The organism is Novosphingobium indicum (assembly GCF_014645195.1).
In the GTDB taxonomy this organism is placed as follows: Bacteria; Pseudomonadota; Alphaproteobacteria; order Sphingomonadales; family Sphingomonadaceae; genus Novosphingobium; species Novosphingobium indicum.
Genome location: NZ_BMLK01000003.1, coordinates 1 through 22,688 on the forward strand (window position 1 = coordinate 1; position 22,688 = coordinate 22,688).

Sequence of the window (22,688 nt, forward strand, 5' to 3'; positions counted from 1 at the left end):
TCGTCAGGCTCATAACCTGAAGGTCGTAGGTTCAAATCCTACCCCCGCAACCAATACCTGAATGAACAATAGAACAAGCCGCCCAAGCGAAGTATTTCTTAGCCTTTTCAATGCATTGTCGAGCATGTCTTGGCACGGCCCCGCTGTGTTGACCAATGCCAAGTTTGCGGGTCTATCGCAATAAGCTAATAAGTTGTTTTACCGGGTTCGTTGAAGTGCCATACCCCGGCCGAATCAATTGCAAGTAGCCTGACGCAAGGTGCAGATCGCCAGGGAACGACCAGATGCCTCTCCACACCCAAGACATCGGCGACAGTCGAGGGCAGGGACATGAATTGAAGATAGCCGGTTTCGACGACGGCAACATCATTCTCTATTCACGCAATCCCGATAATGGCGAAACGCAGCGTATCGTGCTCATGGAAGATCAGTGGCAGTTGCTGCTGAAGTCGCTGCTCGACATCTATGGCAAGGAAAAGTGCTGCTACTACCACGGGGCGGGTCGCTGCATGGCGACATCGCACGCGGACTGACCGGAGCGTCTATCCAGGCCAACTGCGATTGAACGCGGCCAGATAGCCGCGCGCTTCCTCTTCCATCATCGGCTTTGCCAAGAGATAACCCTGGATGAAGTCGCATCCCAGGTTGGAGAGCTCGCGATACTGCGCCGGCACTTCCACGCCCTCGGCGATGACCTCGCACCCCAGACTATGCGCAAGAGAGATGATGGTGCGCACGATGATGCCGTCATCCTTCTCGTCGAGAATGCCCTGGACGAAGGAACGGTCAATTTTCAGGCGGTCGATGGGAAATTGCTTGAGGTGGGTGAGCGAGGCATAGCCCGTTCCGAAGTCGTCGAGCGCGACCGAGACGCCGCGATCATGCAGACCGCGCAGCATGGCGGCGATCACATCGGCGGACCGGTCGAGCATCACGTTTTCCGTGACTTCGATCTCGATGTCGTTGCCGCACAGCCCATGCCTGTCCACCATGTCCATGAGGCGTTGCGGGAAATCCGGCTGTAGCAGCTGGGCACTCGATGCGTTGAAGGCTACGTGGCCGGGGGCAAGACCGTCGCGCTTCATTCTGGCCATCACCCCAAGGGCTTTCTCAAGCACCTGATACCCCAGTTCGCAGATCAGGCCCGATTCCTCGGCGACCGAGACGAGCTCCGACGCGGATACCTCGCTGCCCTCGAGACGCCAGCGAACGAGGGCTTCGAATCCGGCGTGCGTGCCCAGTCTGAGGTCGGTTTGCGGCTGCAGGGCGACCTGCAGATCACCGCGCGCGATCGCGGTTCGCAGGTGCTCCTTGAGGCGTTCGCGCCGCCGCCGGCCGCGCCGGATCGAACGGCTGTAGATTGAATGGCAATTCCGCCCGGCCGCCTTCGCCTGATAGAGCGCCAGGTCGGCGTTCTTCATCAACTGCTTGGGGCTGCGGCCATCGCGCGGGTACATCGAAATGCCGATACTGGCCGACGTGACGATCCTCTGGGCGCCGAGGGCCACGGGCTGTCCGATCGCATCCAGCAGGTCTTGGGCAATCGTCGCGACTTCGCGGCTGTTCTTGACGTCGCGCAGCAGCACCGCAAATTCGTCACCACCGAGCCTGGCCACGGTGTCGCCGCGCCGTACGGCCGCTTTCAGCCGCTGCCCCATGACGCAAAGAAGATCGTCGCCGCCGTCGTGGCCAAAACGGTCGTTGATCGACTTGAAGTCGTCGAGATCGATCAGCAGCAGCGCGCAACGCATCGTCTCGTCGGCGCGGGGGGCATTCAGCTGTTCGAGCCGCTCAACGAGCACGAGGCGATTGCAGAGCCCCGTCAACGCGTCTTTCTCGGCCTGATGCTTGATGAGCAATTCTGCGCGTTTGAGATCGGAAATGTCGGTCTGTACCGAGACGAAGTTGCCCGAAGTCGACCGCCGGTTGTGCACCTGTACCCAACGATCGCTGCCCAGCTGCTTGACGTAGGGGCGCGTAGGCAGAGGCCCGTCGGTCCGGCGCCGGTTCGGCCACAGATCCTTCATCGACGGCAGGGCCTCGGCCTCCTGAGACGACGCGAGCAGTTCGCGCGCAGTCTCCGCCGATCCGGTAACGGTCTGTCGACGTCCGAACAGGTCGTGAAACGCGCGGTTGCTGAATTGGAACCGACCGTCGCCATCGAAGGTGATAATGCCGGAAGGTACGGCTTCCATGATGTCTCGCAGGAGTTCCTCGGCGGTCTGTCGGCGTTCGAGCTCCTGCAGGAGCCGCGCTTCGGTGACCTTGCGATCGGTGATGTCGAAGCGGATGGAGACATAACCCAAAAGCCGCCCATACGGCGTCTTGAGCGGCGCAATGGTCGTATCGACCCAGTAGTATGAACCGGACTTCGTGCGATTCCTGATGTCGCCGCGCCAGACGTGACCGGAGGCAATTGTCGCCCAGAGGTCGCGGAAGAAAGCCGCGTCGTGATAGCCGCTGTTGACGATCCGGTGAGACGCGCCGACGAGTTCCTCGCGGCGGTATTCGCTGATGCTGCAGAACTGCGGATTGACGTCGGTGATCCGCCCGCGAAGATCGGTTGTGGCGACAATCGCGGCGCAATCGAGCGCATTGCGATAGGCTCGCAATTCGGGAATGCCGGCCCTCGCCAGAGCGGCAGAGACTGCAGGATCCTGCGTCTGCAGCGATGGCGCACGGCAGCTCCGCCCGGGAAATTCGTCTTCGCGTTCCAGCTTCATTCGAACTCCGCCACCATTTGCTGGAGCACGCGAACCCATGGCCCTTTCACGGCTCGGGCACGACGGGCGGTGCCCGCGTTCCGCGTCTCCCCTTTGGCCTCCCCCTCTGATAAACGTATGTTCATCCTAGAGATTTTATCTTCGGAACAAGTGGAGGCGTATCGTCTTAAGTACGGTATCGTATATATCGATGGTGAAGATCAAGTTAATCAAGGCAATGCCTTGGCGAGATGCGATGACTTCGCCTGAGGTCGTGGAACAACGATGACGACACAGCCTTCAGAGCATCTCGACAACACAGTACTTGCTGCATTGCCGTCCGACGCGCAGGCATTTCTGGCCAGTCGGCTGCTGAAGAAGCCCGTCATGTCAGGCGAAGTGCTGCATGAGCCCGGCGCGCCGCTCATTCATGTGATCTTTCCGCACAGCGGGATCGTCTCGATGCAGGGTATTCTGCAGGACGGGCGCAGCGTTGAGAGCGCTTCGGTCGGGCGCGAAGGCCTTGTCGGTGTCGAGTGCATGCTCGGCAAGGATGTGTCTTCCTATTACGCGACAGTGGCAATTTCCGGTCAGGCCTCGTGGCTGACGGTCACCGATCTCGAAGCGGCGCTGGACCACTTTCCCGACGCGCGCCACATCATGCGCCGTTACTGCGTGCGGCTCATGCACGATCTCATGCAGGCCGTGGCTTGTGCCAGCGTCCATTCGGCGAGCCAGCGGGTGGCGACCTGGTTGCTGCGCGCCGAAGACCGCACCTGCGGCAGCCAGTTCGAACTGACCCAGCGAACGCTCGCGAACATCTTTGGCCTGCGCCTTGCGACGATCAGCGATGCCTGCGGACGCCTCAACGGCGCGGGGGCCATCGATCAGGCACGCGGCATTCTGACGATCGTCGACCGTACGCGCCTCGCCGACCAGTCCTGCGAGTGCTACCGGCGCTACGCGAACAGCGCCTGGGTCTGATCCAGACAGGACGATCCGACCAGTTATGGGGCGCGAACTTCGGGGCCAACCGAAAGGCTCTCTCCGGAAATCTCGTGGCCGAGAATGATCGGCGGTTTCTGGGGCATGTAAGGCGTGAGCGTTCCGTCCATGCGGCCGACGTCGCTGTGGCACAGCCCCGAGCCGCGCACGGCGATGAGGAGATTGTTGCCTTCGCCCCGGGGAATGTCCCGCTCGATGCGTTCGAGAGGCGCGTTGGCGCCGGTGAACAGCCATGCGTGCATCATAGGGTCACTGTGTCCGTCCTCTCCGCTTTCCGGACGGGCTACGGCGATCTTCGGGGCAAGCCACTGCCTGCAGCGGCAATGCAAGGTGCGCCTGCCCGCATGAATCGGGGCGGTCTGACCATCGCGGGTGCGGTCGCGCGGCAGCCGGTCATGCTTGGGCCCGCGATTTGCGTTTGATCAAAGCTTACGTTGCCTAGCGTCCGGCAAACTGCGCTCCAGTCAGAAACAACAGGACAGGATGCCTTCCCATGGCCGATATCAATTCCGCAGGGATGCCGCTGGCCGGGAATCCCTACCCGATCACGCGTCCCGAGCTCATTCCTGCCAAGCGCTATTACGACGAGACCTTCTACCAGGCCGAGTGCGAGCACCTCTGGCCGCACGTCTGGCAGATGGCGTGCCGCCTCGAGACCATGCCCAACGTCGGCGACTGGGTCGAGTACTCCAATGTCGGCAAGTCGGTGCTGGTCGTGCGCACCAAGGACGGCGTCAAAGCCTTCCAGAATCATTGCCGCCACCGCGGCGTTCCCATCGCCGGTGGTTCGGGCAACGCGCATGGCAACTGCGCCAAGGCCGGTTTCATCTGCCCCTTCCACGGGTGGCGCTGGAACATGGATGGCGAGAACACCTTCGTTTACGGCAAGGACCTGTTCTCGGACGATCTGCTCGACCCTTCCGAACTCGCGTTGAAGCCGGTGCGCTGCGAGACCTGGGGCGGTTGCGCCTTCATCAACCACGATGAGAACGCACCTTCGCTCAAGGAATGCCTGGGCCCGGTGCTCGATCGTCTCGATGCGCACGGCATGTCGAACGTGCGGTCCGAATGGTGGTTCGCCACCGAACTGCCGGCAAACTGGAAGATCGCGATGGAGGCCTTCATGGAAGGCTACCACGTGATGATGACGCACCCGCAGCTCCAGCGCTCGGTGCCGGGGCTCTACAACGCCCGTTACGGCAACGACACCGGCGGCATCGGTCTGCCGATCGATCCCGATCAGTCGGTCGAGGACAACATCCGCGCGCAGATCGAGAATCTGAAGCTGCTCGGTTCGGGCATGGCAGGGATGGTCCACGCCAAGGAAATCGAGATTGCCGAACAGCTCGGTCCGGACAATCCCGATGTCCAGCTGCCGGGCACTGTCGCCGAGGCCGTGCCGATGTGGTTCGGAATGGTGCAGGCGGCCGTCACCCGCAAACTCAAGGAGCGCGGCGAGAACGTTCCCGATCTCAACGCCGTCGCGGTGTCAGATCCGGTCAATGCGGTGGAATATCTTTTCCCGCACTACTTCCTGCTGCCGTTCTTCACGAGCTATGCGTCCTACCGCATCCGTCCGACCGGCCCGGAAAGCTGCATGTTCGAAATCTGGTCGCTCACGCACTTCCCTGAAGGCGAGGAGCCGGAGCCGCCGATGGAGCCCACCGTGCTGCCTTTCGACAGCCAGGACTTCCCGATGATTCCGCGGCAGGACTATTCAAACATTCCGATCCAGCAGAAGGGCCTGCACTCGGAAGGCTTCGAATTCATGCGCCTTTCGAAGGATGTCGAAGGGCTTATCAGCAACTATCAGCGGCTGATCGACGGCTACATCGCCGGCGAGCCATCCGCCAAATTGGCCGAGGCAAACCGCAAGCTCGGTGGCAACTTCGACGGGCCGATCCTGGATTTCGGGTTCTAACCGACCGTCTGGTCTGGACATTCATCGCGAGGGGGGTGCTTTTCACCCCCCTCGTTTTGAGCTAACGCAACCCACTTGAGCCCAAGTGGCGGCGTTGGTACCCATGATCTATGTCCAGTTGTGACCTTTGTGTCGTTCGCAATCGAGCGATCTGTGCCGCCCTCGACTCGAAAGAGCTCGAAGCTCTCAATGCGATCGGGCGCACGCGCAATATCACCTCGGGCGAATCGCTGATCTGGGAAGGCGAGGATTCAGTGCTCGTCGCCAATGTCATTGAGGGCGTCCTAAAGCTTTCCACCAACACCGAGGACGGTCGCGAACAGATCGTCGGGGTGGTCTATCCGTCCGACTTCATCGGGCGTCCTTTCGGCGGCAAGTCGGGGCATGGCGTCACCGCGCTGACCGATGCCAAAGTCTGTGTGTTTTCGCGTCGCGATTTCGATGCCTTCTCGCGCGAGCATCCCAAGCTGGAGCACAAGCTGCTTGAACGCACGCTGGGCGAACTCGATCGCACACGGCGCTGGATGCTGCTGCTCGGCCGCAAGTCCGCCTCCGAGAAAATGGCGAGCTTCCTGATCGAGATGTCCGAGAGGCTGACGGGCTCGGGATGCAAGGTGGATGCCGACAAGCCCAATCAGCGTCATCTCGTGCTGCCGTTTTCGCGGCAGCAGATCGCCGATGTGCTGGGGCTCACGATCGAAACGGTCAGCCGTCAGTTCACCCGCCTCAAGAACGAAGGCGTGATCGATCTGCCTTCGCGCCGTGACGTAACTATTCTCGATTACCAGGCGCTGGTCGCCGAAGCCGGCTGACCTCTCCCGTATAATTTACCGGGCTGCATTGCTGCGGGCCCGGCGGTATCAGGCGAGGGCCTGGCGTGCGCCTTGCTGCATGACCGGCACGATCTCCGGACGCGCCGGCTTGGGATGCAGGTCGAAGGCGCTGGCATAGCGCTCGAACCGGCCGCGCACGGTCTTCTGGTCCAGTCCGAAGCTGGTCAGGTCGTAGCGGTGGCGCTGCCAGCGATGCTGGCTTTTCGCATTGCGGACATAGCGTTGCATTGCGGGCAGGGCGGGGCCGATATCCATGTCGAGAAAGCGGTAGACCCGCCGCATCACGCCTTCCCAGTCCGCGTCCATGTCGCGGTAGAGCACATCGATCCGCTGGTTCGGATGAATTCGGCTGCGGGCCGCCTGCATCCGGTCGATCTGCAGGCTGGTCTTGTCCAGCCAATGCTCGCCGATCCAGTGCGGATCGGCCTCGTCCGAATGGATAGTCATCTGGTTCCACACCAGCGAGCAGCTGCTGCCCACGACTTTCGCAGGATCGCGGTGGATGAAGATCAACTTGGCTTCGGGGAAGACGCGCAGCAGCGCCGGTAGGTCCAGCATGTGCTGCGGAGTCTTCAGCACCCAGGGCTTGCGCGGCACGTTCCGGCCCCGCGCCCAGTGTACGAGCAGCAGCAACCGCGAGAGGTGGCTATAGGCCGGCGTGGCATCCTCTTCCTCGGCCCAGCGGCCATAGGTGGGGATTCGCCACTGCGCCTCGTGCTTCATGCCCCAGGCCGATTGCACCAGCAGGCCGAGTTCCTCTTCGGGCTCGAAGGGGCCGGTGGGATGAATGACGGCGGTGCGGGGGTTGAGCTTGTGCACCGTCGACAGCAGGCGACCCGCCTGCCGCGGGCGCCGATCCCTGCCGCCGGGCCGGAAGCCGGGTTCGGGGACCGGGCAGACCGTCTCGAAGAAGCGCATGTGCTCGAAGCGCTCGTCGGCTGCGAGAAGACGGTGAAGACGGGTAGTGCCCGAGCGCATGGGGCCGACCACGATCACCGGCGGCGCGAGCGGTTCGGCGAGAATTTCCTCGTGCGTGTCGAACCAGTGCTGCGTCCACAGCCGTTCGCGCAGGACTTTCATGAACTGGCCTGTCGCTGCAAAGCGGCCGAGCGCGTTGAGCGAAGCCTCTTCGCGAATTGCCTCGATCAGCACTTCCAGCGGGCGCAGGAACCAGGGGTCGCCGAAATCGTCAAGCCCGGTCTGCCGCCGTGCCGCGTCGCACAGGTCGTCGAGATCGAGGGGTAATTCGGGAACGAGCGCCAACTTGTTCAGGCCGCCCACGGCGAAATTGGCAACGCCCACGAGGCGTGGGCGCGCTGGCAGCGGAAATTCTCCGGTCATGGCACCAATAAGTGCACGGTAACGTAAAAGGTTCAATGACAATGATCATCGCCGGGGCCTTTATGCCCGGCAATGTCCCCTATCGAGAAACAATGTCCGCATCCGGTTGTTGCCCTGACATGCGTCCAACTGGCAATGCGCCTTCCCACCGTTTGTCATCGCTCCTGCGTCCGCACCCGATAAGAACTGTTCGTGAGCGGTTTCTTGGGCGTCGCGCGTGTTCTTTGTACATCCGCAATGCTTTCGTCTCGACAATTTCCTTTTTACTCGATCTTTTTCTTATCTGGCTTCTGGTCGAGCATTTCGCGGTCGAGCGATACATGGCCGTCGTTGCCGGGTTCATCGTCGCCAATGCCCTGCACTATGTGCTGGCGCGAATCTGGATATTCCGCGGATCCGAACGCGGCCTGGTGAGCGGCTACGTGATATTCTTCGGCAATGCGCTGTTCGGTCTCGGCGTGATTCTTGGCGGTTTCGCCCTGCTGACCGAAGTCTTCGGCGTGTCTTTCCTGATCTCCCGCGTGGCGGCGTCGCTGCTCGCCGGCACGATCGTGTTCGTTCTCAATGCGACCGTAAACTTCCGGCACCTGTGACTGGCACCGGGGGCGGAAGTCCGACCGCAAACGAAGAAGGGGAGCCGCGCGGGCTCCCCTTCGTGTTGTCCAATGATCTCTTTCGGGATCAGAAGCGGTAGGACACGCCTGCGCTCAGCACCCACGGATCGAGGTCGTGCTTGGTTTCGAGAACCTTGGTGCCGGCTGCGTAGAACTTGGCGGTTGGCTTGATGAAGTACTTCTTGGCATCGAGCGAGAGACCGAAGCCGCTGTCGCCCAGAGCGATGTCCACGCCGCCCTGCAGGGCAAGGCCCAGCGAGTTCGACATCTTCACCTTGTCCACGCCCAGAGCCTGGGCGGTCGAGCCCGGCTTTTCGTCGAAGACGATGAAGAGCGACGGGCCAGCGCCGACATAGGGCTTGATCGGGCCGCCGGTGTCGAGGTGGAACTTGGCGGTCACGGTGGCGGGCAGGATCAGCACGTGATTGACGAGGTTTGTGCCGCTCAGGTCGGCATCGCCATTCACGTGATGCTGGGTGAAGCAGCAGATCGTCTCGACCGAGATGCTGTTGCTGAAGAAGTACTCGACGGCGAGCGTCGGCACGACGTTGTCATTGGCCTTGGTGTCCACATCGACCACGCCCATGCCCGAAAGCGTGCCGGCGAGGCCCGGATCGATGTACTTGATCTTGTCGATACCACCATCGGGAAGAACCGCGGTGCCCAGCACCTTGACCTGGAGCTTCCCGTCGGGGCTGCCGGCGAGAGCCGGGGTGGTGATCGCGGTAGCCGCACCGAGCGCGGCGAGCATCATGATCTTGCGCATAGTCTCTTCTTTCATCGCCGCCGGGGCCGCACCGTGCGATCCCCCCTCTTGAGCGGCTGCCTGAACGCCTTTCCTCCACGCGGACGCAAGTTGATTTGATTCCGCGCAAATTGGCGGAAATTACTGGTTTTTTGAGCGGCCGGACCTTTTTGATCGTTATCAATGCGGGGAGCCATGTTACTCTCCAAGGCGGCAACAGGTTCAGCAATAATCTCGAAAGAGAAGACATATGGTAACGGTCCTCGCGCGGGCAGGCATTTGGCTTGCCGTGCTTTTCCTTGCCGTCATCGGGGTCGCGCTCGCGGCTGATGGGGGTTTCGCGATCCACATGGGCATTGTCGCGCTGGCGGCTATGATCGGCGTGTGGTTCACGGTCGGCGGCGCCGATTATTCGGCCATCGCCCGCGGCATTCTCAAGATGCCCGACCAGAGCACCTACGACGACGATCCGGTCCGCTGGGGTGTCATCGCGACGGTGTTCTGGGGTATCGCCGGTTTCGCGGCGGGGCTTTTCATCGCCCTGCAGCTCACCTGGCCGGTCCTCAATCTGGAACCGTACCTCAATTTCAGCCGCTTGCGTCCGTTGCATACGTCGGCGGTGATCTTCGCTTTCGGCGGTAACGCCCTGATCGCGTCCAGCTTCTACATCGTGCAACGCACCTGCCGCGCGCGCCTCGCGTTCCCGGGCATGGCCCGCTTCGTGTTCTGGGGCTACCAGCTGTTCATCGTGCTCGCCGCGACCGGCTACCTGCTCGGCATCACCCAGTCCAAGGAATACGCCGAGCCGGAATGGTACGTCGACTGGTGGCTTACGATCGTCTGGGTCTGCTACCTGCTGGTTTTCGTCGGCACGATCGTGAAGCGCCATGAACCGCACATCTACGTTGCGAACTGGTTCTTCCTCGCGTTCATTCTGACCATCGCGATGCTGCATGTCGTCAACAACCTCGACATGCCGGTCAGCCTCGTCGGTTCGAAAAGCTATCCGCTGTTCGCCGGCGTGCAGGGCGCGCTGGTGCAGTGGTGGTACGGCCACAACGCGGTGGGTTTCTTCCTGACCGCCGGCTTCCTGGCGATGATGTACTACTTCGTGCCGAAGCAGGCCGAACGCCCGATCTACAGCTATCGCCTGTCGATCATCCACTTCTGGGCGCTGATCTTCCTCTACATCTGGGCGGGTCCGCACCACCTGCACTACACCGCGCTGCCCGACTGGGCGCAGACGCTGGGCATGGTCTTCTCGATCATGCTGTGGATGCCGAGCTGGGGCGGCATGATCAACGGCCTCATGACGCTCAACGGCGCCTGGGACAAGGTCCGCACCGATCCGATCATCCGCATGATGATCATGTCGATTGCCTTCTACGGCATGAGCACCTTCGAAGGCCCGATGATGTCGATCAAGAGTGTCAACTCGCTGTCGCATTACACCGACTGGACCATCGGTCACGTCCACTCGGGCGCGCTGGGCTGGAACGGCATGATCACTTTCGGTGCCATCTACTTCCTGACGCCGCGCCTGTGGAACCGCGAACGGCTCTACTCGCTGCGCATGGTCAACTGGCACTTCTGGCTCGCGACGATCGGTATCGTCTTCTACGCGGCCAGCATGTGGGTCGCCGGTATCACCCAGGGTCTGATGTGGCGCGAATACGGGCCGGACGGCTACCTGGTGAACACCTTCGCCGATACCGTCGCCGCGCTCCACCCGATGTTCGCGCTGCGCGCCTTCGGCGGGTTGCTCTACCTGACCGGTGCCGTGCTGATGGTGATCAATGTCTGGCAGACGATTGCTGGCAAGCTTCGCAGAGAAGCGCCGATGCATGACGCCGCCTACGATCCCGCAGCCGACCGGCCGATCCTTGCTCCTGCCGAATAAGCGCGACGAAAGGGAATAGAGAAATGACTTCCATCGTTGAGCGCCACAAGAAGCTCGAGAAAAACGTCACGCTGCTTGCCGTCGGTGCCTTCATCACGGTTGCCATCGGCGGTATCGTGGAAATCGCGCCGCTGTTCTGGATCGATAACACGATCGAGAAAGTCCACGGCATGCGGCCCTACACGCCGCTGGAGCAGGCGGGCCGCGACATCTACGTCCGCGAAGGGTGCTACGTCTGTCACAGCCAGATGATCCGCCCCTTCCGCGACGAGACGGAGCGCTACGGCCACTACAGCCTGGCTGCGGAATCCATGTACGACCACCCGTTCCAGTGGGGGTCCAAGCGCACCGGACCCGATCTGGCGCGCGTGGGCAACCGCTACTCGGACGAGTGGCACGTGCAGCACCTTCGCAACCCGCAGTCGGTGGTGCCTGAAAGCGTGATGCCCAAGTACGGCTTCCTGGCCGAGACCGATCTCACCGTTCCCGACCCTGCCGCCAACCTCACGGCGCTGCGCCGGGTCGGTGTGCCTTACACCGACAAGGACATCGAGATGGCCCTTTCGGACCTCAAGGCCCAGGCCGATCCCGATGCCGACGCCGCTGACCTCGAGGAGCGCTATCCCAAGGCGCAGATCCGCGATTTCGACGGCGATCCCTCGCGCCTGACCGAGATGGACGCCCTCGTGGCCTACCTCCAGATGCTCGGAACCCTGGTCGACGTGAACAGCGCGGCCGCCCAGGAAGAGTTCGCATCGGAGCATGGCCGATGAGCATGCACTCCACTTACGACATGCTGCGGCACCTCGCCGACAGCTACGGCCTGCTGGTGATGCTGCTGATCTTCGTCGTGCTGATCGCCTGGCCGTTCCGGCCCGGCGCGCGCGAGCGGAATTCGGAAGCGGCGAACCTGATCTTCAAGGACGAGAACGATGGCTAATGCTGACAACAAGCCGGCAGGGGCCGGCAGGCGCATCGATGAAGCCACGAACACCGAAACCGTCGGCCACGAGTGGGACGGGATCGAGGAACTCAACACGCCATTGCCGCGCTGGTGGCTCTGGAGCTTCTATGCCTGTATCGTATTCGCGATCGGCTACTGCATTGCCTACCCGGCCTGGCCGATGGTCCATAGCGCGACCGAAGGCATGCTCGGCTGGACCAGCCGCGGGCAGCTCGAGAAGGATCTCGAGGCCCAGCAGCAGGAACGCGCCAAGATCGTGGCCGATCTTGCGATCACCCCGATCGAGAAGCTTCCCGGCAAGCCGGCGCTGATGCGCGCCGCGGTTGCTGGCGGTGCGGCAGCCTTCAAGGTCAACTGCGTCCAGTGCCACGGCGCCGGCGCGGCGGGCTCCAGCGGCTATCCGAACCTCAACGACGACGACTGGCTGTGGGGCGGCGATCTGGCCACGATCGAGCAGACGCTGATCCACGGCATTCGCCAGCCCGGCGATGCCGATACGCGGGTGAGCCTGATGCCGGCCTTCGGCAAGGACGGCCTGCTCACACCGGCGCAGATCCAGGACGTCACCAGCTATGTGCTGAGCCTGTCCGGCAAGGAAAAGGCAAGCCCCGCTTCGCAGCGCGGCGCGGCGATCTTCGAAGCCAACTGCGCCGTCTGCCATGGCGCGCAGGGTACGGGGGACCGTCAGTTCGGTGCACCGAACCTCGCCGATGCGATCTGGCTCTATGCCGGTAACCGCGAAGCGGTCAGCCAGCAGATCGGCAATCCGCGCCACGGCGTGATGCCGGCCTGGGGCGAACGCCTCGATCCGGTGACGATCAAGATGCTCGCGGCCTACGTCCACTCTCTGGGCGGCGGCGAGGACTTTGCCACAGTGGCAACGCCGGCGCAGAGCGAAGACCAATCGGAGGCTGCAGCAACAGAAACCGCGGCCGAATAGGCCGCGGTTGATACCCGCGGGTCGCAATATCCCGGGCCGCTCAGCCCCCCTGAATACTCGGGCGGATAACCGACATGAACAAGCCTGAACCGATCAAGACCGAGGACCAGCCGCTGGGCCTCTATGCCAAGCGCGAACCGGTCTTCAACCGGCGCATCGACGGCAAGTTTCGCCGTCTCAAGTGGGGCATCATGGTGATCTGCCTCGCGATCTACTGGATCACGCCGTGGATCCGCTGGGATCGCGGCCCCTACGCGCCGGATCAGGCGGTTCTGGTCGATCTCGCCCACCGCCGCTTCTACATGTTCAGCATCGAGATCTGGCCGCAGGAGTTCTATTTCGTGGCCGGTCTGCTGATCATGGCGGGCATCGGCCTGTTCCTTGTGACCAGCGCGGTCGGCCGTGCCTGGTGCGGCTATGCCTGCCCGCAGACGGTCTGGACCGACCTGTTCCAGCATGTCGATCGCTTCTTCGACGGTGACCGCAACGCGCGCTTCCGTCTCTACAAGGCCCCGTGGGGCCCCTCCAAGATCGCCCGGCGCCTCGCCAAGTGGACGGTCTATCTGCTGATCAGCTTCGCGACCGGCGGTGCCTGGATCTTCTACTTCGCCGATGCGCCCACGCTGCACCAGGAATTCTGGTCCGGCACGGCGGCACCGGTCGCCTACGGCACCGTGTTCGTGCTGACGATGACCACCTTCGTGCTCGGCGGCTTCATGCGCGAGCAGGTTTGTATCTACATGTGCCCCTGGCCGCGCATCCAGACCGCCATGCTCGATGAAAAGAGCCTGCTGGTCACCTACAAGGACTGGCGCGGTGAGCCGCGCGGCAGCCTCAAGAAGGCGGAAAAGAACCCCGGCCAGTTCGGCGACTGCATCGACTGCAACCAGTGCGTCGCGGTCTGCCCGACGGGTATCGACATCCGCGAGGGGCCGCAGATCGGCTGTATTACCTGCGCGCTGTGCATCGACGCCTGCGACCGGGTCATGGCTGAAACCGGCCGTCCGCGCGGCCTGATAGACTATGCCACGCTGGAGGATGCCGAGCAGGAGAAGGCCGGGCAGCCGCCGACGCGTCATCTCAAGCTGATCTGGCGTCCGCGCACGATCCTCTATTTCACGGTCTGGTCAGGCATCGGTCTTGCCATGCTCTTCCTGCTGGGCACCCGCGTCCACACCGACCTGACGGTGGCGAAGGACCGCAACCCGCCCTATATTCTGATGAGCGACGGTTCGGTTCGCAATGCCTACACGCTGCGCCTGCGCAACATGGAAGGGCGCCCGCGCCAGATGGAAATCGGCATCAAGGGCATTCCCGGCGCGGTCATGTGGTCCGAGGACATGGGCCGCGACCAGGCGAGCCGCAGCCTGACCCGTACGGTGCCGGCGGATGAGACGCAGGGCGTCCGCATCTATGTCGTCGCCCCGGCGGACAGCGTCGAGCCGGAATTCACCTTCACGCTTCAGGCTGAAGGGGATGCCCGCGAATCCGACGAGGCCGAAGTCCGCTTCGATAGTCCGGAAGGTTGATCATGAGCAGCAGCAACGCCCCCCGCCGCAAGCCCTTCACCGGATGGCACATGACGGCCATCCTCGTGAGCGGCTTCGGGGTCGTCTTCGCGGTCAATTTCCTGATGGCGAGCCTCGCGTCCTCGACTTTCGGCGGTATCGTCGTCGAGAACTCTTACGTGGCCAGCCAGCACTTCAACCGCTGGCTGGACGAGGCGGAGAAGGAAGAGGATCTCGGCTGGAAGGTCGCGGTCTCGCGCCGCGATGACGGGCGCATCGCCGCCAGTCTCGATGGTGTGCCGGGCTATCCGACCGTCATGGCCGAAGCGCGCCATCCGCTTGGCCGCAAGCCCGATACCCTGCTGAAGTTCCAGGAAGACGCCACCGGCGCCTATGTCAGCGACCAGCCATTGCCCGAAGGCCGCTGGATCCTGCGTTTCGATGTCGAGGCGGGCGGGCACACATGGCGTGGTGAAGACCAGGTCGAGGGCGTCGAGGTGATGGGGCAGCCGGTGCCATGAATGCACCGAATCCCGATCTGAAGACGTCCGACACTTGTATCGATAGTCGTTTCACCGTCCCCGGCATGCGCTGTGCCGGGTGCATCGGCAAGGTCGAGCGCGGCCTTTCCGCGGTTCCGGGGGTGGCTGCTGCGCGCGTCAATTTTTCGGCCAAGCGGGTGGCGGTCAGCCATGCACCCGAACTGACCGAAGACGCGATTATCGACGAACTGCGCAAGCTGGGTTTCGAGGCCGAACGCGCCGCCGAAAACCCGCTCGGCCGCGACGATGCCGAAACCAAACGGCTGCTCCGCGCTCTGGCCGTCGCCGGCTTCGGCATGATGAACATCATGCTGCTCTCGGTCAGCGTCTGGGCCGGGGCCGATGCCGTCACGCGCGAGATGTTCCACTGGATCAGCGCGCTGATCGCCATTCCGGTGATCGTCTATGCCGGGCGTCCGTTCTTCTCTTCCGCGCTGATGGCGCTGCGCTATCGCCGTACCAACATGGACGTGCCGATCTCGATCGGCGTGCTGCTGGCGACCGGCCTCAGCCTCTACGAGACGATCGTCGGCGGTGTGCATGCCTATTTCGACGGCGCCGTTATGCTGCTGTTCTTCCTGCTCGCCGGACGCGTGCTCGATGCGATGATGCGCAGCCGCGCGCGCTCGGGCATCGCCTCGCTGCTGGGGCGGATGGGGCGTGGCGCCCATGTCGTCCAGCCCGACGGTTCGACGCAGTATTTCGAGGCCGAGCGGCTGGCTCCGGGAATGGTCATGCTCGTCGCTGCGGGCGAAGCGCTGGCGGCCGATGGCGAGATCGTGGAAGGCCGCACCACCGTCGACTCCTCGATGCTCACCGGCGAAAGCGACCCCCGGCCTGCCGGAGTGGGGGACACCATCCACGCGGGCATGATCAACCTCGGCAATCCGGTGCGGGTCAAGGTGACCGCCGCGGCGCAGGATACGGCACTGGCCGACATTGCCCGTCTCATGGACGAGGCGGGACAGTCCCGCTCGCGCTACGTGCGCATCGCCGACAAGGCCTCGCGCATCTATGCGCCCGCAGTTCACAGCCTCGCGTTCCTGAGCTTCTGCGGCTGGATGCTGGCGGGCGCCGGCATCTATCAGTCGCTCACGATTGCTGTCGCCGTGCTGATCATCACTTGCCCCTGCGCGTTGGGTCTTGCCGTTCCGGCCGCTCAGGTCGTGGCGTCGGGCGCGCTGATGAAGCGCGGGCTGCTGATCAAGGACGGCTCGGCGCTCGAACGGCTGGCCGAAGTCGACGAGGCGCTGTTCGACAAGACCGGCACACTGACGCTGGGTGAGCCGCGTCCCGCCGATCTCACGCCGCTCGATTCGCGTGCACGGTCGGTCGCTCTGGCTCTGGCGCAGGGTAGCCGTCATCCGCTTAGCCGGGGTCTTGCCCAGGCCCTGCGGGAAGCCGGCGCCGAACCCGCCCAGCTCGACGATCTGGCCGAGACGGCGGGTATGGGCATGACCGCGCGACTCGAAGGACAGGACGTTGCTCTCATCCGGCCAGAGATCGAGACGGCGGGGCTCGCCGTGGACCTGCTGATCGGTGGCGAGCGCACCCGGATGGCCTTCGCCGATCCGCTGCGTCCCGACATCCGTGAAACGATCGCCGTGCTCGATGCGCAAGGGATTGCCTGCGGTATTGCCTCGGGCGACCGGGTGGAAGCGGTCGAGGCGGTGGCTGACACGCTGGGCATTCCCGCGACAGGAGGCATGAAGCCAGCCGACAAGCTCGACATGCTCGGGGCCCGGGCGGACGAGGGCCACAAGGTGCTGATGGTCGGCGACGGGCTCAACGACGGCCCGGCGCTGGCAGGCGCGCATGTCTCGATTGCGCCCGGCGGTGCCAGCGACGTGAGCCAGCAGGCGGCAGATGCGGTTTTCGTGGGCGAACGCTTCATGCCGGTGGCGCTCGCGATTCGCGTGGCGCGTGCGACGATGGGCATCGTGCGGCAGAACTTCGCGATGGCGGCGATCTACAACGTGTTCGCCGTGCCGCTGGCGATCTTCGGTTTCGTGACGCCGCTCATTGCCGCCGTCGCCATGTCGGCGAGTTCGCTGGTGGTCGTGGGCAATTCGCTGCGACTGGCGCGTGCTGCGGGCCGTGAGGACGCCGCGTGAGCATTCTGGGCTTCCTGATACCTCTGGCGCTGCTGATGGGCCTGGTGGGGCTGGGCGCGTTCTTCTGGGCGATGAAGAGCGGCCAGTTCGAGGATCTCGACGGCGCGGCCAACCGCATCCTCATCGAGGAAGAGGACGAGGAGCAAAAGCCGTGAAGCAGGAACTGGCGCTGCTGGGCACGCTCGCCCTGCTGCCGGCGATGATCGGCCCGCTGGCGGCAGAGGCCCGCAGCATCGTCGCTCCGCTGTGCGGCGGCGCGCTGGTGACCATTCCGGTAGCCCCGACCAATGCCCCGCCGGGGCCGGTGCAGGGGCCATGCTGCGCCAAGGGCTGCCAATCCGGATCTTCGCGCAAGCGGCTTGATCGATCGCAATGAACTTTCGCATCGCCTAAGCGATCAGGCTTTTCATGTGGACCTATCACCCTGAACTTCTGGCGGTTCCCGTACCGCGCTACACCAGCTTCCCCACTGCGGCGGAGTTTGGTGAAGGCGTTGGCGCGAAGGAACTGGCGACAGCGCTCGAAGGCGAGAACGGCGAGATCTCGCTCTATGTGCACATCCCGTTCTGCGAGAAGATCTGCTGGTATTGCGGCTGCAACACCAGCGTCGCCAATCGCACCGACCGGGTCACCAGCTATCTCGATGCCCTGCATCAGGAGATCGCGCTGGTGGCAGAGCGTCTGCCCAAGGCGGCCAAGGTCACCCGCATCGCCTTCGGTGGCGGCAGCCCCAACGGCATCTCGCCGATCGACTTCGTGCGGATCGTCGATGCGCTGACGCTCGAGTTCGGTATCCAGTCCGAAGGCAAGCGCCCGGTCATCTCGATCGAACTCGACCCGCGCACGCTCGGCGCCGACTGGGCCGCGGTGATCGGTGCCGTGGGAATCTCGCGCGCGAGCCTTGGCGTGCAGACTTTCGACGACGGCTTGCAGGAGGCCATCGGCCGCGTCCAGCCCGCGCATATGATCGAGGAATCGACCGCGATGCTGCGCAGCGCCGGGGTACAGTCGCTGAATTTTGATCTCATGTACGGGCTGCCTAGCCAGACCGAGGCGAATCTGCGCGATTCGCTGGAACGGGCAGTGGCGCTGGGTGCGGACCGCATTGCGCTGTTCGGCTATGCCCATGTTCCGCACCTGATCGCGCGGCAGAGGAAGATCGACGACAGCGCCTTGCCCGATGCCGAAACCCGTTTCCGCATGGCGGCGCTCGGCTACGAATATCTGGTCGATCAGGGCTATGTGCCCGTCGGTTTCGACCACTTTGCAAGGCCCGGCGACGCGCTTGCACAGGCTACGCTGAGCGGGACGCTGCGGCGCAATTTCCAAGGTTTTACCGAGGATCAGGCGCCGGTCCTGATCGGCCTGGGCGCATCGGCGATCAGCAGCTTTCCCGGCCTTCTCGTCCAGAACGAGAAGAACGCGGGCCGCTATCGCATGATGCTGTCGCAGAATCGGCTCACTGCCGAGCGCGGTATCGTGCGCACGGCGGAGGACCGGCGGCGCGGAGAGGTGATCGAGGCGCTGCTGTGCCGTGGTCGTGCACGGGTCGAAAGTGATCTTTGGAACGAGGCTTACCCGCTGCTGCAGCCCTACCTCGATGCCGGGCTCTGTCAGGTCGACGACGAGGATCTGGTGATCCCACCGGGCGGTCTGCCCTATGCGCGCTCGATCGCTGCGTGGTTCGATCCCTATCGCAAGGATTCGCTGCGGCGCTTCAGTTCAGCGGTTTGACCATCAGCTGCGGGTGTCGAACTCGACGCCGAACAGGTTGCCCTCGGCCCAGCGGACGAGCCCCCAGACCTCGCGCCCGTCCTCAAGATGGGCGCGTACGACTTCGTTGACGGCAGGCGCCGTGCCGATGGCGGCCGCGCTCAAGCCTTTGGACGAGATGTCGCGCACCATGACCTCGATGGCCTCCCCGCGCGAATCGGTGAGAGCAAAGCGCGCGCACTTGTTGCGCCGACGTTCGCGCAGGATCGGGGTCGGTTTGAATTTGCTCTTGTCCATCCGTCCGTAGGACGGTCGCGGGAGGCGGGGTTTAACCTTGGATTGTGTATGGGAGCCCACCCTGCTGTGACTAGGCAGCAGGCTGCCAAGTCTCGCTGCCCTCCCGCTTGCGGGAGGGCCGAACTCGCGCTGCCGTGCGGCAATGCGCTGATACTCCCCGCCCGCAGGGGGGGCGGGGGTGGGCTTCCCAGCGCGGCCTGACCGTCTAGCGCAGCGGCTTCAGATCACCCGTACCCATGTACTTTGCCAACCCGCGGTGCAGGTTCGTCACCTTGCGTTCCTGCCAGGGGTTGGGAAGGTTGCCGCGGAAGCCGCGCGATTTGTAGCCGCGCTGCACCTCGACCATGTTCGAGATGTCCTGCGCGATGACATAGGGCCACTTGTCGAGGTCCTGCTCGACATAGGTCCACTCGGTCGCCGGCTCCTTGCCTTCGGGGAAGCGGTCGAGCGCCACCGCCTCGAAAATGCATTTGTCGGGATCGGTCCCGTAGGGGCGCACCCGGTAGGCGAGCGCGAAGGTCGGACCGGGGATGAAGTTCATGTTGGGGAAGATCGAGAGCGCGAGCCCTGCTGCGGCCATCTGTTCGTTGCTGATCTCCGGCCAGATCACGCCGCGTTCGGCATCGATCCGCTTGGCCGTATCGAGCCAGTACTTGTGGACTTCGGCCGCAGGCGTGCCTTCGGGCAGCTCCTCGGGGAGGCGCTGGGCGGTCTTCACCAGCGTTTCGCTGGTGCTGGCGCCGATCGTTTCCCAGTATTCGAGCTGCATCTGCGCGATCGTGTGGCGCGGATCGCCGTCGCCCGCTGCGCGGTGGACACTGGTTTCCACGGTGGTCTGCTCGTCGCGGTGCGTCTTGGAATCGAAACCGGTCTGGCCGTGGAGGCCGAAGGCCTTGGAGAACGAGTAGAAGTCCCCGTACTTGATGAGCTGCGGGTGCGTGCCCTGCACGTGGTAAGGCTCGAGGAAGGCTTCGAGCGCGACTTTCCAGTTGCAGTCGAAAATGCCCCAGAAGCGGAAGCGGTAGCGCATGTGCTCGAATTCGAACGGGTCGATCAGCGTCGCGATCGGCTCGAGGTATTCGCGCAAGGGGCCGGCTTCGAGATCCATGTTGATCCAGATCCAGCCGCCCCAGGTATCGACCTGCACGAGCGTGAGGCTGGTGCAGGCCGAAAAGGCGCCCGGCGTGCCGAGCGCGCCGTTCCAGTCCTCGCTGTCGGGAATGTATATGGCCTGCCCGTCCATCCCGAATGTCCAGGCGTGGTAGTTGCAGCCGAATTTGAGCGTGTTGCCTTTTGCGCTGTGCGCGCCGGTATCCTGTGCCACCGTCTTCGGGCCGCCGCCGGTGTTGTTGCCGACGAGGCGCCGGCCACGGTGCGGGCAGACGTTGTGGTATGCTTTCAGTGTGGTCGGGGTGTCTCGCACGATCAGGATCGAATCGTGGCAGATGTTGTAGGTGATGTAGTCGCCGACTTCCTTCAGCTCCTCGACGCGGCCGGCCTGCTGCCAGACTTTCGACCACAGGCGTTCGGGCTCGGCCTCGGCATATTCGTGGCTGATGAAGGCTTCGGCCGGATAGGTGAGGGCTTCGGAAAGGTCGTCGCTGACCAGTGTCTCGGGCTTGTTCATGACATCCTCCAGGAAAGAGCGGGGCGGGGCGGCTCTTGGTCAGCTCCCGCCCCGATCGATCATTCCGCCGGTTCGAGCGTTTCGGGCTGTGTCAGCACGAGCCCTTCAAGCTTGCCGGCATCGCGCCACTTGGCCAGCATCTCGCAGAACGGGTAGTAACCCTCGCCCCACGGCTCGCCGAAGATGTGGCGCTTCTTGGTGTCGTCGCCCTCGTTGTTGAAATAGGAGGGCGTGCACTCGGTGACGAACTCAGAGTTGTCGACGGCGATCGACCGCAGGTGCGTGATGTAGGCGTTCTGCGCTTCCTGGCTCGGTTCGACCCGCACAGCGCCGCGCTTGAGCGCTTCGCTGGCGATGTAGCCGATGTGGAAGCCCTGATCGATGAAGGTTTTCGAGTTGCTGGCGTTGAACGAGGCCTGCGTGAAGCCGGTGAAGAACATGTTCGGGAAGTTGTGCGCCGTCATGCCCTGGAAGGTCTGGAAACCCTCGCGCCAGTAATCGTAGATCGACAGGCCGTTTTCACCTTCGATGGTGTCGATGCCCCAGCGGCGGTCGAGGTCGCTGGTGACTTCATAGCCCGAGGCGAGGATGATGCAGTCGCACTCGTATTCCTTGCCCTTGTACATGAAGCCGTTCTCGGTGGTCTCTTCCAGACCGCGCGTTTCGGCAACGTCGATCAGGTCTACGTTGTCCTGATTGAAGCACTGGTAGAACTCGTCGTTCGAGGCCGGCCGCTTGCACTGGTAGCGGTAGTAGGGCTTGAGCGCTTCGGCGGTCTCGGGGTCCTGGACCAGTTCCGAAACGCGGTTGCGCAGGCGTTCCATCACCCGGTAGTCCATCACCTCGCGCTTCGCGGCGAATTCCTCCGGCGTCATGTCGGGCCAGCCCTCGGCTTCCCGCTCGGCGCAGACATTGCGGGTGACTTCGGTCCAGATGTCCTGGATCATGTCGGGCTCGCCGCGCTCGGGCATGTCGAACACGAAACGGTGGAAGTTGCGCACGCGCTCTTCCTGCCAGCCCGGTTTCTGGCTCTTGAACCATTCGGGATCGATCGGCCGGTTGTTGCGGGCATCGATCGTCGAAGGCGTGCGCTGCACGACGTAGGTGTGCTTGGCGTGGCGGGCGAGGTGCGGGACGACCTGGATCGCGGTCGCGCCGGTGCCGATGATCGCCACCTTCTTGTCGCCCAGCTTGTCGAGGTTGGTGTCGCGCCAGCCGCCGCCGGTGTAGTCATAGTCCCAGCGTGCGGTGTGGAAGATCTTGCCCTTGAACTTGTCGATGCCGGGGATGCCGGGAAGCTTCGGCTTGTTGAGCGGGCCCATGGCCATGACCACGAAGCGCGCCTTGATGTCGTCGCCGCGGTTGGTGCCGACGTGCCAGCGGTTGAGCTCCGGATCCCACTTGAGCGACTGGATCATCGTATGAAACAGCGCATTGTCGCGCAGGCCGAAGGTATCGGCGATCATCTGGCAGTGATCGTGGATCTCGTAGCCTTCGCAGAACTTCTTCGAGGGCATGTAGCCGGTTTCTTCGAGCAGCGGCATGTAGACCAGAGAGTCGTTGTCGCACTGCAGGCCGGGATAGCGGTTCCAGTACCAGGTGCCGCCGAAGCCGCCGCCGTGGTCGACATTGTAGAAATTGTCGATGCCGGCCTTCTTGAGCTGCGCGGCGACCATCATGCCGCAATAGCCCGCGCCCAGGATCACCACATCGGTTTCCCCGGTGATCGGATCACGCGGGGCGACGGGCGTATAAGGATCGGTTTCGTAGGCATCCTTCCACTTGCCGCTCGCCGGAATGTACTGCTCGTTGTGGTCCTTCTTGATGCGGCGATCGCGCTCCTGAAGGTACTTTTCATGCAGCGCCGGGATGTCGATCTCGGAGGCGGGGGGACATTTGGTCGGGTTGTAGATCGTCATTGC

The 22,688-nt window shown here is 63.4% G+C and carries 22 protein-coding genes; 15 read left to right on the forward strand and 7 right to left on the reverse strand.

The annotated features are described in order from the left end of the window. Positions 1-284: 284 nt before the first annotated feature. Entirely contained in the window at positions 285-533 is a 249-nt protein-coding gene (locus tag IEX64_RS03290; protein ID WP_188818255.1) for a hypothetical protein, read from the forward strand. Positions 534-542: 9 nt separating this feature from the next. Here IEX64_RS03290 and IEX64_RS03295 read toward each other — a convergent pair whose 3' ends face one another. Next, positions 543-2,723 (reverse strand): putative bifunctional diguanylate cyclase/phosphodiesterase, encoded by a 2,181-nt coding sequence (locus IEX64_RS03295; protein ID WP_188818257.1) that lies wholly within the window; start codon positions 2,721-2,723, stop codon positions 543-545. Positions 2,724-2,987: 264 nt separating this feature from the next. On the opposite strand from IEX64_RS03295, the gene IEX64_RS03300 reads away from it, so the two are divergent. Further along, complete coding sequence (locus IEX64_RS03300) at positions 2,988-3,686, forward strand: Crp/Fnr family transcriptional regulator (RefSeq protein WP_188818259.1); 699 nt, start codon at positions 2,988-2,990, stop codon at positions 3,684-3,686. A 23-nt stretch (positions 3,687-3,709) separates the two neighbouring features. Here the strand turns inward: IEX64_RS03300 and IEX64_RS03305 are convergent, their stop codons facing one another. After that, positions 3,710-3,952: an alcohol dehydrogenase catalytic domain-containing protein gene (locus tag IEX64_RS03305; protein WP_188818261.1), complete on the reverse strand. Its 243-nt coding sequence runs from the start codon at positions 3,950-3,952 to the stop codon at positions 3,710-3,712. Between the two features lie 248 nt (positions 3,953-4,200). Here IEX64_RS03305 and IEX64_RS03310 point away from each other — a divergent pair, with 248 nt between their 5' ends. Together IEX64_RS03310 and IEX64_RS03315 are read left to right on the forward strand one after the other, a co-directional pair. Then, positions 4,201-5,628, forward strand: coding sequence for an aromatic ring-hydroxylating oxygenase subunit alpha (locus IEX64_RS03310; RefSeq protein ID WP_373290123.1), 1,428 nt, complete (start codon positions 4,201-4,203; stop codon positions 5,626-5,628). Between the two features lie 110 nt (positions 5,629-5,738). Further along, entirely contained in the window at positions 5,739-6,440 is a 702-nt protein-coding gene (locus IEX64_RS03315; protein WP_188818263.1) for a Crp/Fnr family transcriptional regulator, read from the forward strand. Positions 6,441-6,488: 48 nt separating this feature from the next. Here the strand turns inward: IEX64_RS03315 and IEX64_RS03320 are convergent, their stop codons facing one another. Beyond that, positions 6,489-7,802 (reverse strand): sulfotransferase family protein, encoded by a 1,314-nt coding sequence (locus IEX64_RS03320; protein WP_188818265.1) that lies wholly within the window; start codon positions 7,800-7,802, stop codon positions 6,489-6,491. A 35-nt stretch (positions 7,803-7,837) separates the two neighbouring features. Between IEX64_RS03320 and IEX64_RS03325 the strand changes: the two genes are divergently transcribed. Continuing rightward, entirely contained in the window at positions 7,838-8,395 is a 558-nt protein-coding gene (locus IEX64_RS03325) for a GtrA family protein (protein WP_229710048.1), read from the forward strand. Positions 8,396-8,483: 88 nt separating this feature from the next. Here IEX64_RS03325 and IEX64_RS03330 read toward each other — a convergent pair whose 3' ends face one another. Further along, complete coding sequence (locus IEX64_RS03330; RefSeq protein WP_188818267.1) at positions 8,484-9,182, reverse strand: OmpW/AlkL family protein; 699 nt, start codon at positions 9,180-9,182, stop codon at positions 8,484-8,486. Between the two features lie 229 nt (positions 9,183-9,411). On the opposite strand from IEX64_RS03330, the gene ccoN reads away from it, so the two are divergent. The 10 genes from ccoN (at position 9,412) to hemN (ending at position 18,863) form a co-directional block, all read left to right on the forward strand. After that, positions 9,412-11,061: a cytochrome-c oxidase, cbb3-type subunit I gene (gene ccoN / locus IEX64_RS03335; protein ID WP_188818268.1), complete on the forward strand. Its 1,650-nt coding sequence runs from the start codon at positions 9,412-9,414 to the stop codon at positions 11,059-11,061. Positions 11,062-11,084: 23 nt separating this feature from the next. Further along, complete coding sequence (gene ccoO / locus IEX64_RS03340; protein WP_188818269.1) at positions 11,085-11,834, forward strand: cytochrome-c oxidase, cbb3-type subunit II; 750 nt, start codon at positions 11,085-11,087, stop codon at positions 11,832-11,834. Beyond that, the gene (locus IEX64_RS03345) at positions 11,831-12,001 is read left to right on the forward strand and encodes a cbb3-type cytochrome c oxidase subunit 3 (RefSeq protein WP_188818270.1); all 171 of its coding nucleotides are present in this window, start codon (positions 11,831-11,833) and stop codon (positions 11,999-12,001) included. The genes ccoO and IEX64_RS03345 overlap by 4 nt, the downstream gene beginning before the upstream one ends. Further along, the gene (gene ccoP, locus IEX64_RS03350; RefSeq protein ID WP_188818271.1) at positions 11,994-12,965 is read left to right on the forward strand and encodes a cytochrome-c oxidase, cbb3-type subunit III; all 972 of its coding nucleotides are present in this window, start codon (positions 11,994-11,996) and stop codon (positions 12,963-12,965) included. The genes IEX64_RS03345 and ccoP overlap by 8 nt, the downstream gene beginning before the upstream one ends. Positions 12,966-13,039: 74 nt before the next feature. Beyond that, positions 13,040-14,494 (forward strand): cytochrome c oxidase accessory protein CcoG, encoded by a 1,455-nt coding sequence (gene ccoG, locus IEX64_RS03355; protein WP_188818272.1) that lies wholly within the window; start codon positions 13,040-13,042, stop codon positions 14,492-14,494. Positions 14,495-14,496: 2 nt separating this feature from the next. Next, a complete protein-coding gene (locus tag IEX64_RS03360; protein ID WP_188818273.1) occupies positions 14,497-14,994 on the forward strand; it encodes a FixH family protein in 498 nt (165 codons plus the stop codon). Then, positions 14,991-17,129 (forward strand): heavy metal translocating P-type ATPase, encoded by a 2,139-nt coding sequence (locus IEX64_RS03365; protein WP_188818274.1) that lies wholly within the window; start codon positions 14,991-14,993, stop codon positions 17,127-17,129. Before IEX64_RS03360 ends, IEX64_RS03365 begins: the two co-directional genes overlap by 4 nt. Next, positions 17,126-17,284 (forward strand): cbb3-type cytochrome oxidase assembly protein CcoS, encoded by a 159-nt coding sequence (gene ccoS / locus IEX64_RS03370; protein ID WP_188818275.1) that lies wholly within the window; start codon positions 17,126-17,128, stop codon positions 17,282-17,284. The genes IEX64_RS03365 and ccoS overlap by 4 nt, the downstream gene beginning before the upstream one ends. Beyond that, positions 17,281-17,505: a hypothetical protein gene (locus tag IEX64_RS03375; RefSeq protein WP_188818276.1), complete on the forward strand. Its 225-nt coding sequence runs from the start codon at positions 17,281-17,283 to the stop codon at positions 17,503-17,505. Before ccoS ends, IEX64_RS03375 begins: the two co-directional genes overlap by 4 nt. 32 nt (positions 17,506-17,537) lie before the next feature. Next, positions 17,538-18,863: an oxygen-independent coproporphyrinogen III oxidase gene (gene hemN / locus IEX64_RS03380; protein ID WP_188818277.1), complete on the forward strand. Its 1,326-nt coding sequence runs from the start codon at positions 17,538-17,540 to the stop codon at positions 18,861-18,863. A gap of 3 nt (positions 18,864-18,866) precedes the next feature. Here the strand turns inward: hemN and IEX64_RS03385 are convergent, their stop codons facing one another. The 3 genes from IEX64_RS03385 to IEX64_RS03395 form a co-directional block, all read right to left on the reverse strand. Continuing rightward, positions 18,867-19,139 (reverse strand): histidine kinase, encoded by a 273-nt coding sequence (locus IEX64_RS03385; protein WP_188818278.1) that lies wholly within the window; start codon positions 19,137-19,139, stop codon positions 18,867-18,869. Between the two features lie 205 nt (positions 19,140-19,344). Further along, positions 19,345-20,766, reverse strand: coding sequence for an aromatic ring-hydroxylating oxygenase subunit alpha (locus tag IEX64_RS03390; RefSeq protein ID WP_188818279.1), 1,422 nt, complete (start codon positions 20,764-20,766; stop codon positions 19,345-19,347). 59 nt (positions 20,767-20,825) lie between these two features. After that, positions 20,826-22,685 (reverse strand): flavin-containing monooxygenase, encoded by a 1,860-nt coding sequence (locus IEX64_RS03395; protein ID WP_188818280.1) that lies wholly within the window; start codon positions 22,683-22,685, stop codon positions 20,826-20,828. Positions 22,686-22,688 lie beyond the last annotated feature (3 nt).